General features: G+C 37.8%; 17 protein-coding genes. 5 read left to right on the forward strand and 12 right to left on the reverse strand.

Annotated features, from left to right (window positions below; translation table 11 throughout):
• Positions 1 to 25: 25 nt before the first annotated feature.
• From ACFYKX_RS15180 to ACFYKX_RS15200, 5 genes are all read right to left on the reverse strand, one after another.
• Positions 26 to 1087: a hypothetical protein gene (locus ACFYKX_RS15180; protein ID WP_389361907.1), complete on the reverse strand. Its 1062-nt coding sequence runs from the start codon at positions 1085 to 1087 to the stop codon at positions 26 to 28.
• Entirely contained in the window at positions 1044 to 1586 is a 543-nt protein-coding gene (locus tag ACFYKX_RS15185) for an RNA polymerase sigma factor (RefSeq protein ID WP_389361908.1), read from the reverse strand. The genes ACFYKX_RS15180 and ACFYKX_RS15185 overlap by 44 nt, the downstream gene beginning before the upstream one ends.
• A 125-nt stretch (positions 1587 to 1711) precedes the next feature.
• A complete protein-coding gene (locus ACFYKX_RS15190; protein ID WP_389361909.1) occupies positions 1712 to 2773 on the reverse strand; it encodes a PQQ-dependent sugar dehydrogenase in 1062 nt (353 codons plus the stop codon).
• A 19-nt stretch (positions 2774 to 2792) separates the two neighbouring features.
• Positions 2793 to 3656: a Cof-type HAD-IIB family hydrolase gene (locus tag ACFYKX_RS15195; protein ID WP_389361910.1), complete on the reverse strand. Its 864-nt coding sequence runs from the start codon at positions 3654 to 3656 to the stop codon at positions 2793 to 2795.
• Positions 3657 to 3690: 34 nt separating this feature from the next.
• Entirely contained in the window at positions 3691 to 4356 is a 666-nt protein-coding gene (locus ACFYKX_RS15200) for a DNA alkylation repair protein (protein ID WP_389361911.1), read from the reverse strand.
• A gap of 215 nt (positions 4357 to 4571) precedes the next feature.
• Here ACFYKX_RS15200 and ACFYKX_RS15205 point away from each other — a divergent pair, with 215 nt between their 5' ends.
• Genes ACFYKX_RS15205 through ACFYKX_RS15220 form a run of 4 tightly spaced genes read left to right on the forward strand, consistent with a single transcriptional unit; the run spans position 4572 to position 7440 of the window.
• Complete coding sequence (locus tag ACFYKX_RS15205; protein WP_389361912.1) at positions 4572 to 5165, forward strand: TetR/AcrR family transcriptional regulator; 594 nt, start codon at positions 4572 to 4574, stop codon at positions 5163 to 5165.
• Positions 5158 to 6015: an ABC transporter ATP-binding protein gene (locus ACFYKX_RS15210; RefSeq protein ID WP_389361913.1), complete on the forward strand. Its 858-nt coding sequence runs from the start codon at positions 5158 to 5160 to the stop codon at positions 6013 to 6015. The genes ACFYKX_RS15205 and ACFYKX_RS15210 overlap by 8 nt, the downstream gene beginning before the upstream one ends.
• On the forward strand, positions 6012 to 6710 hold the full coding sequence (locus ACFYKX_RS15215) for a fluoroquinolone export ABC transporter permease subunit (protein WP_389361914.1): 699 nt from the start codon (positions 6012 to 6014) through the stop codon (positions 6708 to 6710). Before ACFYKX_RS15210 ends, ACFYKX_RS15215 begins: the two co-directional genes overlap by 4 nt.
• A 4-nt stretch (positions 6711 to 6714) precedes the next feature.
• Positions 6715 to 7440, forward strand: coding sequence for a hypothetical protein (locus tag ACFYKX_RS15220; protein ID WP_389361915.1), 726 nt, complete (start codon positions 6715 to 6717; stop codon positions 7438 to 7440).
• Positions 7441 to 7475: 35 nt separating this feature from the next.
• On the opposite strand, the gene ACFYKX_RS15225 is transcribed toward ACFYKX_RS15220, so the two are convergent.
• The gene (locus ACFYKX_RS15225) at positions 7476 to 8375 is read right to left on the reverse strand and encodes an SDR family oxidoreductase (RefSeq protein WP_389361916.1); all 900 of its coding nucleotides are present in this window, start codon (positions 8373 to 8375) and stop codon (positions 7476 to 7478) included.
• 163 nt (positions 8376 to 8538) lie between these two features.
• On the opposite strand from ACFYKX_RS15225, the gene ACFYKX_RS15230 reads away from it, so the two are divergent.
• On the forward strand, positions 8539 to 9858 hold the full coding sequence (locus tag ACFYKX_RS15230; protein ID WP_389361917.1) for a short-chain fatty acid transporter: 1320 nt from the start codon (positions 8539 to 8541) through the stop codon (positions 9856 to 9858).
• 40 nt (positions 9859 to 9898) lie between these two features.
• On the opposite strand, the gene ACFYKX_RS15235 is transcribed toward ACFYKX_RS15230, so the two are convergent.
• From ACFYKX_RS15235 to ACFYKX_RS15260, 6 genes are all read right to left on the reverse strand, one after another.
• Positions 9899 to 10354: a YbaK/EbsC family protein gene (locus ACFYKX_RS15235; RefSeq protein WP_389361918.1), complete on the reverse strand. Its 456-nt coding sequence runs from the start codon at positions 10352 to 10354 to the stop codon at positions 9899 to 9901.
• A gap of 113 nt (positions 10355 to 10467) precedes the next feature.
• Positions 10468 to 11478: an ABC transporter ATP-binding protein gene (locus ACFYKX_RS15240; protein WP_389361919.1), complete on the reverse strand. Its 1011-nt coding sequence runs from the start codon at positions 11476 to 11478 to the stop codon at positions 10468 to 10470.
• Between the two features lie 26 nt (positions 11479 to 11504).
• On the reverse strand, positions 11505 to 12311 hold the full coding sequence (locus ACFYKX_RS15245) for an ABC transporter permease (RefSeq protein WP_389361920.1): 807 nt from the start codon (positions 12309 to 12311) through the stop codon (positions 11505 to 11507).
• Between the two features lie 3 nt (positions 12312 to 12314).
• The gene (locus ACFYKX_RS15250; protein WP_389361921.1) at positions 12315 to 13118 is read right to left on the reverse strand and encodes an ABC transporter permease; all 804 of its coding nucleotides are present in this window, start codon (positions 13116 to 13118) and stop codon (positions 12315 to 12317) included.
• 345 nt (positions 13119 to 13463) lie between these two features.
• Positions 13464 to 14003, reverse strand: coding sequence for a hypothetical protein (locus tag ACFYKX_RS15255; protein WP_389361922.1), 540 nt, complete (start codon positions 14001 to 14003; stop codon positions 13464 to 13466).
• 86 nt (positions 14004 to 14089) lie between these two features.
• Positions 14090 to 15190: a PRK06851 family protein gene (locus tag ACFYKX_RS15260; protein WP_389361923.1), complete on the reverse strand. Its 1101-nt coding sequence runs from the start codon at positions 15188 to 15190 to the stop codon at positions 14090 to 14092.
• Between the last annotated feature and the right edge of the window lie 5 nt (positions 15191 to 15195).

Raw genomic sequence — 15195 nt, forward strand, 5'->3', positions numbered from 1 at the left:
AGCCTTACTTTTTTCATCATACAATCTACTTTACTTTATATTTAACAATCCCAATTGGTTGTCCATCTACATATAGCGTCAAATCGTAGAATCCACTCCGCGGAAATTCACCCTTAATATCCAACTCTAGCAGATCACCATCACTATCTCCTTGATTCACATATAAAAACCTGAACGGTATTTCATCATAGTTGAAACCTTCAATATGTGTTAATTGTAAAAAAACTTCACTAAAGTCTTCTTTTATTAGATCTTTATGAAGAATGAGTGAGAATGTTTCCTCCATCCCTTTGTCGAGGTCTGTGTAATTCGATATTCCCCACAAACCTTCCACTCCAATATATTCATGATTCTCTTTGAAGAAGGTAGTGCTTGTCAGTTTTTCTTTATACTCTAGGTCTGTAGTGGCTAACTTACGGTAGCGTGTTGGAAATTGAATTATTGGGTATTCCGTACCAACATATACAATCTTCCATTCATCGTCTACTTGTTTAAAAGCAATCTTTCCTGAAAGATCGTGTTCTTTTATGTGCTCTGAATTTTTTATCTTCAATTTCCCATTAAATACAAAAAACTCATAGCCGTCATCGTAAGAGCGGTGCTGGAAGGACACGTTTTGAATGGAGAAATTACTTTGTAGAAGTAAAGCATCCCTTAAGATGGACATCGGTTGAGCAGGGAACGTATCCTCATAGCCTGCCTCGGTCATCAATGCTTTATATGGATTTCCATCATAAAAGTCTAATCCCGTTTCATATATTTTTTGTTCAATAGTATTAAGTTCAATATTGTAGGCCATTTCTAAATATTGTGCTGCCATTTTTTCTATATGACTAATCTCTGCAGGAGAAGCACTGCTTTGACTAGCGGTTGTAGAGCCCGTTAATGGCTGTTCCTTATTCATGATTAAATCAGAAATAAATAAGATTAAGAGGATCGAAGCCATAATCGCAGCATTGTAATACCATTTAGTGAATCTCTTCTTCTGTAACCATTTCTTATCTACCACTCTCATTTTCTGTAACATCGCATTTTTCTCTTCCTCACTTGTTTTTAAAGGCGTGTAGTCCTTGAATATGGAACTCATCGCTTTCACCCCTTTTTTCTAACTCATTAATTTTTGATATAGCACGACTTAGCTTTACCCCAACATTTGATTCGGACAGTTTACTGATTTCAGCAATCTCTTTATAGGTAAAACCAAAGTAATGCTTTAAAATAATTAAATCTTGTTCTTCCGCAGATAATTCCTGTAGGAGAAATCTGAAATGACTATACTCTTCAAAATGATTGGTTTCCTTTTTTAATGATGAAGCTCCTACTACTTTTAAAAACAACTGTTTAATCCGACCTCTTTTTCGATAATGATCAACCAACACATTCTTGGCAATCGTAAAACACCAGGTTCTTAATGAAGATAGCTGCTGATAAGATTCGATATGTTTGGTAATGAGCAAAAATGTCTCTTGTGTTAGATCCCTTGCATCTTCTTTGTTATGTAATCGAAGGTTCATGTAATTTAGAATTTCGTCGTAATATTTGTTTAAACAGAACTCTAATAAGTTCCACCTATGCTGATCTTCCATACTCTCCCTACTCTCAATTTTCTCTTACAATAGAATAGACGATTCAAACGTTCATTTCTTACAAACTATTTTAAAAATTTTCTCCGCGTCTAAAAGGGCATTACCATTTGATAATGCCCTTTTCATTATTTGATTGGCAATTCTATTTTATAAAGCTTGTCGTCACTTTCGTCAGGATTTCCTCGTCCGTCTGTGTTATTGCTGACAAAGTACAAACTATCATCAATGATTAAGACGTCCCGAATTCTTCCTAGTCCTGTTACGACTTCCCGAGACTCACTAGTCTTCAAATTAAATTCGCGCACCGCATTTCCTCGTAAGGTGGCAACGTATAGCTTATCTTGATGAAAGGCCATTCCAGAAGGTGCCCATGTCATATCACTATCAGAATGAAAGAGGGGAGTTACCATTCCCTCAAAATGCTGGTCCCCCTGAATCTTTGGCCAGCCGTAGTTCTGTCCTGCTTTTATAAGGTTGATCTCATCGTGTGCGGATTGGCCATGTTCACTAGCATACATAGTCCCATCAGGACTCCAAGTAAGACCTTGGGGATTACGATGTCCATAACTGTATATATAGGAATTCGGAAACGGATTATCATCTGGGATGGTCCCATCTAAATTTAATCTTAAAATCTTTCCTCCAAGTGAACTTAAATCTTGAGCTATTTCTGGTTCGGTAGCATCGCCTGTTGTGGCATAAAGCTTACCGTCAGGTCCAATTTTTAGACGTCCTCCATGATGGTATTGACCACTTGGAATTCGATCGATAAGGATTTCCTGCTCGGTCCACTCATTATCTTCCAGCTTTAATGTCACAATTCGATTGAGTTGATTCCCACTATCTTCGTACGTATAATAGGCAAACGCCTTATCGGATTGTTCAAAATCAGGTGATAACACAAACCCTAGAAGACCTGCCTCAGCTGCGGTAGACAAAGGTTTTTCTAAATGTACCTTCTGCCTTACCGTTTGACTGTCTATTCTAACAATGCTTCCCGTTCTCTCACTAATGAAAAAAGTGTCATTCCATTTAATTATTGACCAAGGAATCTGTAGGTTCTCCGCTATCACTTCCACTGCTTGAGGAGCGGTAACTTCTTGGTAATCTATCTGTTCGTTTCTATCACCATTATTTGATGAACATCCAACCAAAAGAATAAGCAAAAGACTTATCCATTTTTTCATATTTGCCTCCAATCAAACATTATTTATTCATGTTTAAAGCCTCTAAAATAGCCTTAGCTACACCGCTTTCGTTATTAGAAGCCGTTACGAACTGGCAGTAGCTTTTAATGGTATCGTCAGCATTGCCCATTGCAACCGCTCGTCCAACGCGTTCAAACATGGAGATATCGTTGTAGTTATCTCCGATTGCCATGGTTTCTTCTAAAGATATTCCTCTCTCCGCCACAAACTTTTCAAGAGCAATTCCTTTTTGTGCATAAGCACTTGTGATTTCTATGTTCTCATGCCCTGAAGAGCTAATCGCAAGTCCATCCATTTTCTTAAGAGACTCACTTACTTGAGCCAGTAAACGAATATCGAAAGAAAAAGCTAACTGTTTATAAACTTCTATTTCATGATCTTCATAGATGAATTGGTAACTTTCCACCTCTTGCAGGAACTTTCCGAATGTATTAATGACTTCTTCTTCTACAACATCACGGTCAACCTCAGGGTTTGCACTCATAGCAATATCAACAAAAGTAGCGATTCCCTTGTCTTTATCTGTTGTGTGGACTCCTTTATTCGTATACATTTGTTCGTATAATCCATTCTCAACAAGAATTTGCTCAATCTTCTTTGCTGTATCTTTATTAAGTGGATTAGTAATCAAAATCTCACCGGTTGAAGACCTTACTTCTGCTCCGTTCACCAAAATAAAAGGGCACTGGATTCCTGCTTCTTCTAAAACATAACCTGCTTCTTCATGTGAGCGCCCCGTAGCAATAACCACTTCAACCCCTTGGGCTTGTGCTTTTTTAATGGCTTCTATATTCTCTTTCGTTAATTCTTGTGCTGAACTCATTAATGTCCCGTCCATATCTATCGCTATACATTTAATCATGATATCCACCTTCAACTTTTCATTATTGTTTGTTCTAGTCTAAGTATTTGCTACCTTCCCGAATGCTAAGATTGGAAAGGGTGGTACTATGTATAAATTGTTTTACAGATTCCTTATTCGTCTTTGAATACTCTCTTAAAGCCCATCCGATCGCTTTTTGAATAAAAAATTCTTTATCATCACTATTTTGCTTTATATACCTATATAGGAGTTGTTCATCCGTCCGTTCTTTATATTTCAGCTGAAATAATATCGCGGTTCTTCTTAACCAAAGATGATCACCGTATGCCCAACCTTCTATGACTTTCGGGATCACTTCCGGATATTTAGAAGCGATATAGCCAACTGGCTTTTGAGCTAACATATCTACCGTGTCCCACCACGACTTCGTTGTAATAAGCTTCTCCATTAGAGATAGATGCTCTTTTTCTAGCTTTTTCACAAATCGCTCTAAATAATCCAATGCTGCATACTGATATTCTCGCTCTTCTTTTTCCCATAATTCCAATATTAGATCAGGTTGAAAAGGTTTTTTCAAAATTCCACTATCCGCATAAAACTTTTTTAATAGCTCTTTTCTTTCTGGAGTTCTAATTCCTAGGAAAGGAAAGTGGTCCCTCATATAACTCTTCATTGGAATCGCTAGTTCAGGATTTCGTTTCTCCTCAAATAAATTGACTAATAGGTCTAAATCCTTCAAACAAACACGCTCCTCAAAATCGCTAATAGCTCTATTGTAAAAGGTTAGGATTATTATATCCAATGATTAACTTTAAAAGTTGTGTAAAGAATACCGCGAATGATGTCGAAAACTCTCTATTTCTTTTATTTTCCATTTTACTAGAATTCTGTTATTCTGTTTATGAATAAAAAATAAAATTATTCATATGTTCACAAAGGCAAGGTGGTAACCGAATGAGAGGGTTTACAGAACAAGAAAAACAAACCATTTATCAAGGTTTAATCCAAAAGGGGAGGGACCTATTTTCGACTCTCGGATTAAAGAAAACAAGTATTAAGGATTTAACGGAGGCAGTTGGAATAGCCCAAGGATCCTTTTATTTATTTTTCCAATCTAAGGAGGAGCTTTATTTCCGAATCCTTGAAAATGAAGAGGAATCTATTAAAAAGGAATTACTTAAACATATTTCAATTCCCATGACAGCTGATGACTTCACCCAGTTCTTATTAAAAGGACTTGAACTTATCTCAGAGCATGTGTTAATTCGTCGACTATATTTTGAAGGGGAATTGGAATTCGTTGTTCGTAAGTTACCAAAGGAAATCGTGGAAACACATATCAAAGGAGACAACGATTTACTGCTTCCCTTATTACATGGTCTTGGAATTGGGAAGGGGCAAGAGCAAATAATTAGTGGTGCAATCAGAGCGTTCTTTCTTATGTCCCTTCATAAAAAGGAAATCGGAGAGCGAGATTACGACGGTACGATTGTCTTTCTAGCAAAGGCCATATCCAATCAAATTTTTAAGGATGATAAACATGATTGAAGTGAAAAATCTTGAATATTCGTATCCTGGAAAAAAACAACCCGTTATTGAGGACATGAGTTTCCAAATTCATAAAGGAGAAATTTTTGGATTCCTTGGCCCGTCTGGAGCTGGAAAAAGTACAACTCAAAAAATACTAATAGGCTTGCTGAAAGGATATCAAGGCTCAGTAAGAGTAATGGACCAGGAAATTAGGGAGATGAATAGCAATTATTACGAGAGAATTGGGGTTGCGTTTGAATTTCCTAATTTTTATAGCAAGTTCTCTGCACTTGAAAATCTTCGACACTTTGAACGACTTTATTCGGTTGACACCACAAACCCAAAGGAACTTTTAGCACAAGTGGGGTTAGAAAAGGAGGCCGATACAAAGGTTTCCGCTTTTTCGAAAGGAATGAAAATGAGATTGAACTTCTGTCGATCACTATTAAACAAACCTGAAATTTTATTTCTAGATGAACCTACATCAGGCCTTGATCCTGTAAATTCAAAGATCTTAAGAGAAAGGATCTCTGCTTTAAAAAGGGAAGGGAAAACCATCATTATTACCACTCACAACATGTCTTTGGCCGAAGAAATATGTGATCGAGTAGCCTTTGTTGTCGATGGAAATATTCGTTTAATTGATTCTCCTAAAAATCTTAAGTTACAAAATGGAAAGAAATCTGTCTGGGTTGAATTTAAAGGGGAAAATGAGACAACTTTCATGAAGGATTTCCCTCTATCAAAATTAAAGGATAGTCAGGAGTTTTCTCAGGCTCTTCAGGAAGATCGTATTGTAACCATTCATACACAAGAAGCATCATTAGAGGATATCTTCATAAAGGTGACAGGAAGGAGTTTAACATGAGACTCGTTTCTAGTATAAAAGCTGATATCATGTTTCAGTTTCGGCACTACCTCTATTATGTTTATTTAATTGTCAGCGCTTTGTATGTATTATTGCTGTACTTCATCCCTTCTCCTACCAAAGAGAAAATGGCGATGTTTTTACTGTTCTCGGACTGCTCTTTTCTTGGCGCTTTTTTCATTGGAGGAATTGTACTTTTAGAAAAAGATCAAGGAATCTACCATCATATTTTTGTTACACCGGTAAAGGTTGCGGAGTTTATTTGGTCTAAGGTGATCTCACTTGCGGTCATCTCTTTAGCATCGAGTTTCATCATCTTTGTATGTTCTTTTGGCTTTACTTTTAAACTTGTATATTTGGTTATTGGAGTAACGTTAAATTCCATTTTTGCAAGCTTACTAGGGTTAATTTTCGCCGTTCGAGTAAACTCCATCAATCAATATTTATTGTTATCTCCTTTATTCGTCACAATTTTTTTCTTACCTATTTTAGAGGTTCTGACTATTTGGGATTCTTGGTTGCTATATTTCATCCCAGGAAAAGCAGGGTTACTACTGATGGATGGCGTTTTCAACCCGTTGTCTTTTGCAGAATGGGGTTATGTGTTGGCCATGTTTGCCATAACCATCTTCATCACATATAAACTAGCGCATCAAGCTTTTTATAAATATATCATCTTAAAGATAGGAGGCTAATCGGATGAAAAAAATTATTACTTTAACCATGTTTGATTTAAAGTATGTTTTTCGAGATTTTATGCTTGTTGTGTCCATACTTGCACCGATTATGCTCTCTCTATTATTTCGTTTTGCCTTGCCTGTTATAAGTTCATTTGTTGAGGGTCGTTTCTCGGTTAATCTGTCCGCCTACTCAGATTTATTTATTATCATCCTTTTACTAGTGGTTCCCGTTATGCAAGGACTGTTTGCTGCATTTATCATTCTTGATGAACAAGATGAGCAAATTCTATCCTTTGTTTCGGTGACTCCACTCACAAAAGAAGGATATTTGATTTATCGTCTAGGAGCTCCTATCCTTATTAACATGGTTCTATCTATTGTGAGCTTGATGATTGCTGGATACTCGTATGTGATCGAATTTTCGTTCATTCCTATTCTCATTCTACTTGCTCTAAAAGCACCTTTAGTTTCACTACTTGTGGCAGGTTTTGCAAAAAATAAGGTAGAAGGCTTAGCTGTTTCAAAATTGGCGAGTATTCTTCTGTTGGTGCCATTTATTTATGTTTTTGTTGAAGGTCCCTTAAAGTACTTGGGGGGAGTGTTGCCACCATTCTGGACCGTTGCTGCCTTTATGAACTTAATGAATGGCTCAACAGGGGAGTTTTGGCTTTATACCACTGTTTCACTTGCAACACATATCTTATTTATTATGATTCTATTTAATCGATTTAGAAAGATCATATAAAACAAGCATACGCAATAGGTATGCTTGTTTTTATATTACGAACTAACCATGGTTCCACCATTTACATGCAGTACTTGACCTGTAACATATCGTGATTCATCTGAGGCCAAGTAGACGTAGGTAGGAGCCAATTCAAATGGCTGACCTGCTCGTTTCATCGGAGTGTCTGTTCCGAATTTCATGACTTGTTTGGCTGAAAAGCTTGATGGAATAAGTGGTGTCCATATAGGACCAGGGGCTACCGCATTTACCCGAATTCCTTTATCGACTAAAGATTGAGAAAGGGATCTTGTAAAGGTAACAATAGCGCCCTTTGTCGCCGAGTAATCAATTAACTTTTTATTACCCTCGTATGCAGTAATGGAAGCTGTATTTATAATGGAGCTCCCTTCCTGTAGGTAGGGGAGGGCCGCCTTTGTCAAAAAGAAAAAGGAAAATATATTTGTTTGAAAGGTCTCTTCAAGTTGTTCTTTTGTAATATCCAGAATACTCTTTTGAACATACTGAACTGCATGGTTGTTCACTAAAATATCAATCTTCCCAAAAGCCTTAAGGGTTTGCTGAATTACATAATCCGAATTCTTCTCTTCTTTTAAATCGGCTGCAATTAATATACATTGCCCGCCAAGCTCCCTAATTCTTTCGGCGGTTTCCTTTGCATCCTTATGCTCATTCAGGTAGACAATCACCACTTTTGCTCCCTCTTTAACAAAATAATAGGATATGGATCTACCAATCCCACTATCTCCTCCGGTAATTACGGCCACTTTTCCTCTCAGTTCCCCAGATCCTTTATAAGTAGGGTCCTCAGATATTGGCCTCGGATTCATGACGTATTCATAACCAGGATGGACATTTTGATGCTGTGGTGGAAAGGCAATAGGGACCTGTTTTGTTTCTTTTTTATATCCATAATAGGGGTAAACGGGGTACATAGTTCTTCCTCCTCTATAGGCAACTGACTATTTATCGTATTCATCACCTCAGAGTCGGGTGCCATATTCCTTATATTTAGCTTTACTAATTTCTCAGAGTAAAAGGAATATTCATATTTTTGTAGAAATATGTATAAGTCAAAAGGACAAAGGAGGAGATATTATGAAGGTTTTAGTTTCATTTTTTAACAGAGTAATGCAGCGCTATCTTCCCGATCCATTCTTATTTGTTATTATTCTAACTTTTGTTGTGTTTGGATTGGGTCTTATTTTTACAGATAGCAGCCCGTATCAGATGGTTCAGCATTGGGGAACAGGGTTCTGGAGTTTATTAACTTTCTCCATGCAAATGGTGTTAGTACTTGTAACTGGGTACGTCCTAGCTAGCAGTGCCATTTTTAAAAAGGGGTTAGGTGCACTAGCTGGACTAGCAAAATCACCGGGGCAAGCCATCATTATTGTAACGTTAGTCTCACTAGTTGCAAGTTGGATTAACTGGGGATTTGGTCTTGTTATCGGAGCATTGTTTGCGAAGGAATTAGCTAAAAAAGTGGAGACCGTCGATTATCGTCTACTAATTGCAAGCGCTTACACCGGATTTATTATTTGGCATGGCGGTTTTTCAGGTTCCATTCCACTTACGATTGCAACAGAAGGGCACTTTTCACAGGATCTAATTGGAATTATTTCAACTGATCAAACCATTTTTGCAACCTTTAACATTTTTATTGTATTAGCACTTATTGTATTATTACCGATTGTAAATAGATTGATGATGCCATCTAAAGAAGAAACCGTTACGGTTGATCCAGCGCTTTTGAACGATGACGTGCAGGCTGCTACACTTGAGAAAGCTGCAATGACTCCGGCTGATCGTTTGGAAAATAGCCGAATCGTTTCTCTGTTAACTGGAATTCTTGGCCTAGCATTCCTTTTCTATTATTTTTCAAGTAATGGCTTTAAATTAAATTTAGATATTGTTAACTTTTTATTTTTATTCTTAGGGATTCTATTCCATGGAACTCCAAAGAGATTCCTTGAGTCGGTAATGAATGCTGTTAAAGGTGCAAGTGGAATCATTATTCAATTCCCGTTTTATGCAGGGATTATGGGAATGATGACCGCTTCAGGACTTGCAGTAGTAATGTCTGAAGCATTCGTATCCATTTCCAATGAATTTACATTCCCATTCTTCACGTTCATTAGTGCAGGGATTGTTAACTTCTTTGTACCATCTGGTGGGGGACAATGGGCTGTTCAAGCTCCAATTATGCTTGAGGCTGCCAAAGCTTTAGATGTTTCCATCCCAAAAACAGCGATGGCTGTAGCTTGGGGAGATGCATGGACGAACATGATTCAACCATTCTGGGCACTCCCAGCCTTAGCAATTGCTGGACTAAAGGCAAAGGACATTATGGGTTACTGTGTATTTGCCTTACTTGTAAGCGGTGTCGTCATTTCAATTGGATTATTGTTCTTATAAATAGGGAACTGGTAGGGCTGTTTAGTAAGCAGCCCTATTATTATGCCGTTTCCACGACCTCGCCATTTGTAATCATACACAAGTCTTCAAAGCTAATTTCCACAAGTGATTCAGCAATGCCACCAGCTGTATAAAATGTTTCATAACGCTTTAAAGACACATCTATAAAAATAGGAATATCCTTTTCTAAAGCAAACGGGCACACCGCTCCTGGTACAAATCCCGTTTTTTCTATAACTTGTTCAGCACTGGCCATTTTGGGCTTTTTTCCAAGGTGATGCTTAATCACTCTCTCCTTTACTTTTACATCTCCTGCAACAACAAATAGCCCAAACTTATCTTCTGAGCGAAAAAGCAATGATTTGGCAATTTGACCAACCGACACCTCCAGTAGATCTGCGGCTTCCTGGGCAGTTTCCATTTTCGTCTCAAATACGATTGGTTTGGTATCTAATCCTTTATTTTTTAGGAATTGTTCAACTTTCTTTAAAGGCATAATCCCCCTCCTCTATCAACTATATTTTTCCAATTATAAAACAAACCGTTAGTTATAATCAATTCAATTAAAAAATCCAGGTACCATGTTTGATCATGTCCCTGGATTAACCTCTATATTTGAACCTTCTCTTTTGTTTTTTCTTCAAAGCCCTCTTGATAGATCCTGCTAATAATGCTTTCGATCTCTGGTTCTTCAACAGTTAAGTCCTTAATGCTATGAGTCTTCGTAATTTGATTAATTAATTCTGAAGCAGAAGTTTCTTTCCGATTGAACTTAATTAGGAATCGGTTTCCTTCCTCTTCTTTTATCTCAGCATCTTTTAAATGTAAGCCATTCTTATTATCTTCTAAATCGACAATAAGCGTACGGTATTTTCCAAACCGATCTTTTACCGTTGATATGTCTCCGTCATACACTTTTTGCCCATGGTCAATTAAAACCATCCGCTTGCAAAGCTTTTCAATGTCTTCCATATCATGTGTGGTTAAAATGACTGTTACTTTGCGCAGCTTATTGATTTCCTGGATGAATACCCTCATCTTTTCCTTTGCAACTACATCTAAGCCAATGGTCGGTTCATCTAAGAATAGAATAGGTGGATCATGAAGAAGAGAAGCGGCGATGTCTGCTCTCATCCTTTGCCCTAGGGAAAGCTGTCTAACCGGTGTATTTAGAAATTCATCTAGCCCTAATATCTCCTTAAATGTATCCATGTTTTCTTTATATCGCTTATCCTTTACTTGGTAAATTTCTTTTAGGAGTTCAAATGATTCGATTGTGGGTAGATCCCACCAAAGTTGAGTTCGCTGCCCAAATACAACTCCAATATTTTTGGCGTTCCTTTGGCGATCTTCATACGGAACAATCCCATTTACTTGGACACTCCCTGAAGTAGGAACAAGAATTCCCGTTAGCATCTTAATGGTAGTTGACTTCCCAGCACCATTAGGACCGATATACCCTACCATCTCACCTTCATTGATGGAAAAACTAATATCCTTTACCGCTTCTTTTTTAATAAACTCACGTTTGACAATGCTTCTTAAAGCACCAAGTAGGCCCGTTTCTCGTTTGGCAATCATAAAATCTTTATGTAGGTTGCTTACTTCTATAATAGACATGACTGACCTCCTTTGCTGTTTTGTGGTTATGAACCTGTGCTCTTATATCTGCTTAATCCAAACATCCAAATCAAGTAGGATAGCAGGAAAAATAAAATCCCGACAAGTGGTGAAAAGTAGCCAATATAATCAGGGAAAAACGGAGTTTCTTTTTCTAATATAACCGTTGCCGGAAAATAGTTAACAAACCCAAAAGGGATAACAAAAGCAGTAAACCATTGAATAACTTTTGGGTAGACAACCAATGGGTAATTTGTTAAGTTCCTAGCCGGGAACATGATAACCCAATAAAACTGCTCAGATTTAGTCGTCCAGAAAGCAATGGCAGAAATCATAACCAAGAGTCCACCTTGAATTAATACTCCACCTAAAACGGAAGCAAAGAGGAACGCAAACTTTGCTAGATTCCATTCAATGTTTAATTCAAAGCTGACCCAAATAAAAATGAAGATACTGAAGATGAATTGCCCAAAGGATGCCACATCAAATTTCATCGCCATGAAATGAAAAAATGGGTTGATCGGTCTTACTAAGAATCGGTCAAAGGTGCCATTTAAAATATACGTATCTAAACTTCTAAAATGGAAAAATAAGATAATACAAAATCCCCATGAAAGGATAGCAATAGCATATAAAAATAACATTTCATGAAAGTTCCAACCACCTAGTTGTTGAAACTGGTAAAGCATCACCCACATGGTGACAGCCGTACCTGTATAAGCGGTAATCATTCCTATGATTCTCATAATGAAGGCAAACCGATATTGTAGCTGGGCTCTAACTCCTGCAGACACTAGCTTAAAATATAAATCTATGTATTTTCCAATAATCAATGTTTACCCTCCCTGGACAACCACTTTATGAGAAGCCCGATTCCATACTACACGTAATAGGATGAAACATACGACTAACCAAAATAGCTGAGTTAGTAAGGATAGAAGTATGGAGTTGCCTGAGATTTCCCCAATAAAAATGGCATTTGGTATGAAGTAAATTCCTTGAAAAGGTAAATATAGTGATATTGACTCTAACCAGCCAGGAAAGAACCAAATTGGAATCACGGACCCCGATAGTAAAGACATTGCAAAATAGAAGATATCTTCAACCCCGCCAGTCTCAAATAGGAAAAAGGAGAGAAGCCCAAAAGTCATCTCAATACAATAACGAATAAGAAATCCTAAAAAAGCTGCTATAATAAAATAAACCCAGGTAATCCAACTAGTCGGCAATGTTAAATCCATAAAAAGAAATACAAGTACGTAGACCGGTAACAGTGCAGTAGCAATATAAAAAGCAACACTACCGAAGTCCGCAAATAAGTAGCGCATCGGCACATCAAAAGGTCTCATTAATTCCAACGCAATATCGCCAGTACGCACCTTCTCTTGAATTTCCCATAGAGGTGTCCCAGCGCCGTTGACACCAGATAAGAACTGGCTAATAACAATATATGTAAGCATAGATTCGAAGCTTACCCCTCCTGCTTCCTCTCGTCCTGCATACAAGGCTGTCCATATCGAACCCCACATTAATAAGAAAATTAAATTCGAGCTCATTCTGGACCATACATCAAATCGGTAGACGGCGGACCGAAGAAAAGCTTTTTTTGTAAAAGTCCAGTACATTTTGTATGAAGCCATACGCCACCTCCATTCACTCTATATAATTTTTAGACTATTTAAATATTTTATCATAATTAAAATTGGGTTAGTATTCCAATTTACAACAAAAGCGAAAGCGCCCGTTTAGCGACGTATAAACTGGACTCCCTCCGTATGAGATAAAGGAAACACGAAGAGCGTTAGCGATTCGTTGTTGACTTATCGTAAGGAGGAGGGGGGAAGTTTACTAGGCGCTGGGCGCTGGAGCTGGACGTGTATAACTAACTTAGATTTATACTCAGGCTAGGCTAGTATTTCTTATTCTTAAACAAAAATAAAAAGGGTACCATACGATACCCTTGTACTTCTAATGGAATGGCATTCCTAGAAACCACCACAACGGAAAGAGCTAATTCTTCTTAAATCTGTTCCGTAATACTCCCATCTAAATCTTCTCCAACGATACCCCGCAATAGAATTCCTTCCAACAAACGTTGGATAGAACCAGAAGCTTCTTCCATTAGTTAACCAGATGTAAGTGAAACGGTATAAACAACCTCTAATTCCACCAGGGTCAACTGCAAAAGTGCTAACATCTTGTTGCGTTAATTGTGGAGTGAACGATGGAGGTGGAGTGGTTGGCGCTCCAGCATCCCCGCCTCCAAAAGGTGGTGCAGATGGTGGAAAATCACCTGGTTGTTGTGTACCAGGGAATCCTGGAAAAGGAAACCCTCCAAACTGTCCTCCTGGGAACCCACCGAATCCCCCAGGAAAACCTCCAAATTGGTTTCCAGGGAATCCCCCAAATTGAGTCCCTGGAAATCCTCCTCCGAATTGTTGCGTACCTGTAAATCCAGGTGCAGTTCCTGGAGTCCCTACCTGTTGGCGATAGTCATCATAAGGATTTTGATTGTAAAAGTTCAAGGTCCATACCCCTTTCTATTTTTTCATTTTAATGTATGCAATCCGCCTAAAAGGGTGCATTTGCCTAAATGCTATAGAACACTTGTTTACGCTTTTACCTTTACTAATGCGTGAATTTCTCCTTGGATTTTATCTTTAAATTGGTTGACTACATTAAAATCCATGGCTTGAATATAAATTTCTTCTAATTCATCATGAAGCGATTTTGCCTTAGCTAAATAGGAGATGGCTTCTTTCATTTTGTCTTTATACTGCTTAGAATAGATTTCTATTTTCTCTGCAAAAATTTCATCAGTACCCGCAGCGATAATCGTTCCATACATATCGATAATTTCATCTCCGTCGCGACTTGGGAAATACTCATGGGGAGCAGTGCTGTCAAAAATGGCTATTCCTAGTTCACGAACGATGACCATATCAAGACTGTGTGGATCAAAACCACAATGATAAACCTCTACATCAAAGCCTCTGCTCTCAGCCTCTGATGCTAGCTTTTTTAACATCGTAGATTTCCCTGATCCTGGTCTACCTTTAATAAAGTAGCGTTTTGAAACATCTTCGGTTAGATTAGGTACAAAATCGACTGCACCCTTTGGGGTTGCGGCTCCAAGAAAACGATGTTTTACATCAGCTGGCTTATTTAAGGACATTCTGCCAAAAAACTTACGAATGAGCTTCTTCGTCAATTCATTCGCTTTTTCAAAATCCATGCTCTCAATATAAATCTTTTCCCAGTCATCATGAATTTTCAGTGCTTCCCCAAATGTACGATAAGCTGTATTAAAAGCTTCACTTATTTCGTTGGATAGCTTAATAATAATATCCTTTTGTGAGGTGAGCTTTTGAGAGTCCCAAGCTTCCCCAAGATTAATATACTCTTCCACAGCGCCGGGAGCTTTAGGTTCAATTATGTGAGGAGCAGTTCCGTCCACAATTCCAACCTTTAACTCTAGAATCTTAACGCCATCTATGGAATCATTATCAGAGGAACAATGTAAATACTCTATGTCATACCCTTTATCTACCCAATACTTCCCTATTTCTTTCATTAGTGAAGATTTCCCTGTACCTGGTCCACCCTTTAAAATATATAGTCGATTTAAATCACTTAAACAAGATTCATATAAGCTGTAAAAACCTCTTGCAGTATTTCCTCCTGCAAAATAATTTCTAATTTTCCCAGCCACACTAA

This window comes from Cytobacillus spartinae (genome assembly GCF_042865285.1).
GTDB lineage: Bacteria > Bacillota > Bacilli > Bacillales > Cytobacillaceae > Robertmurraya_A > Robertmurraya_A spartinae.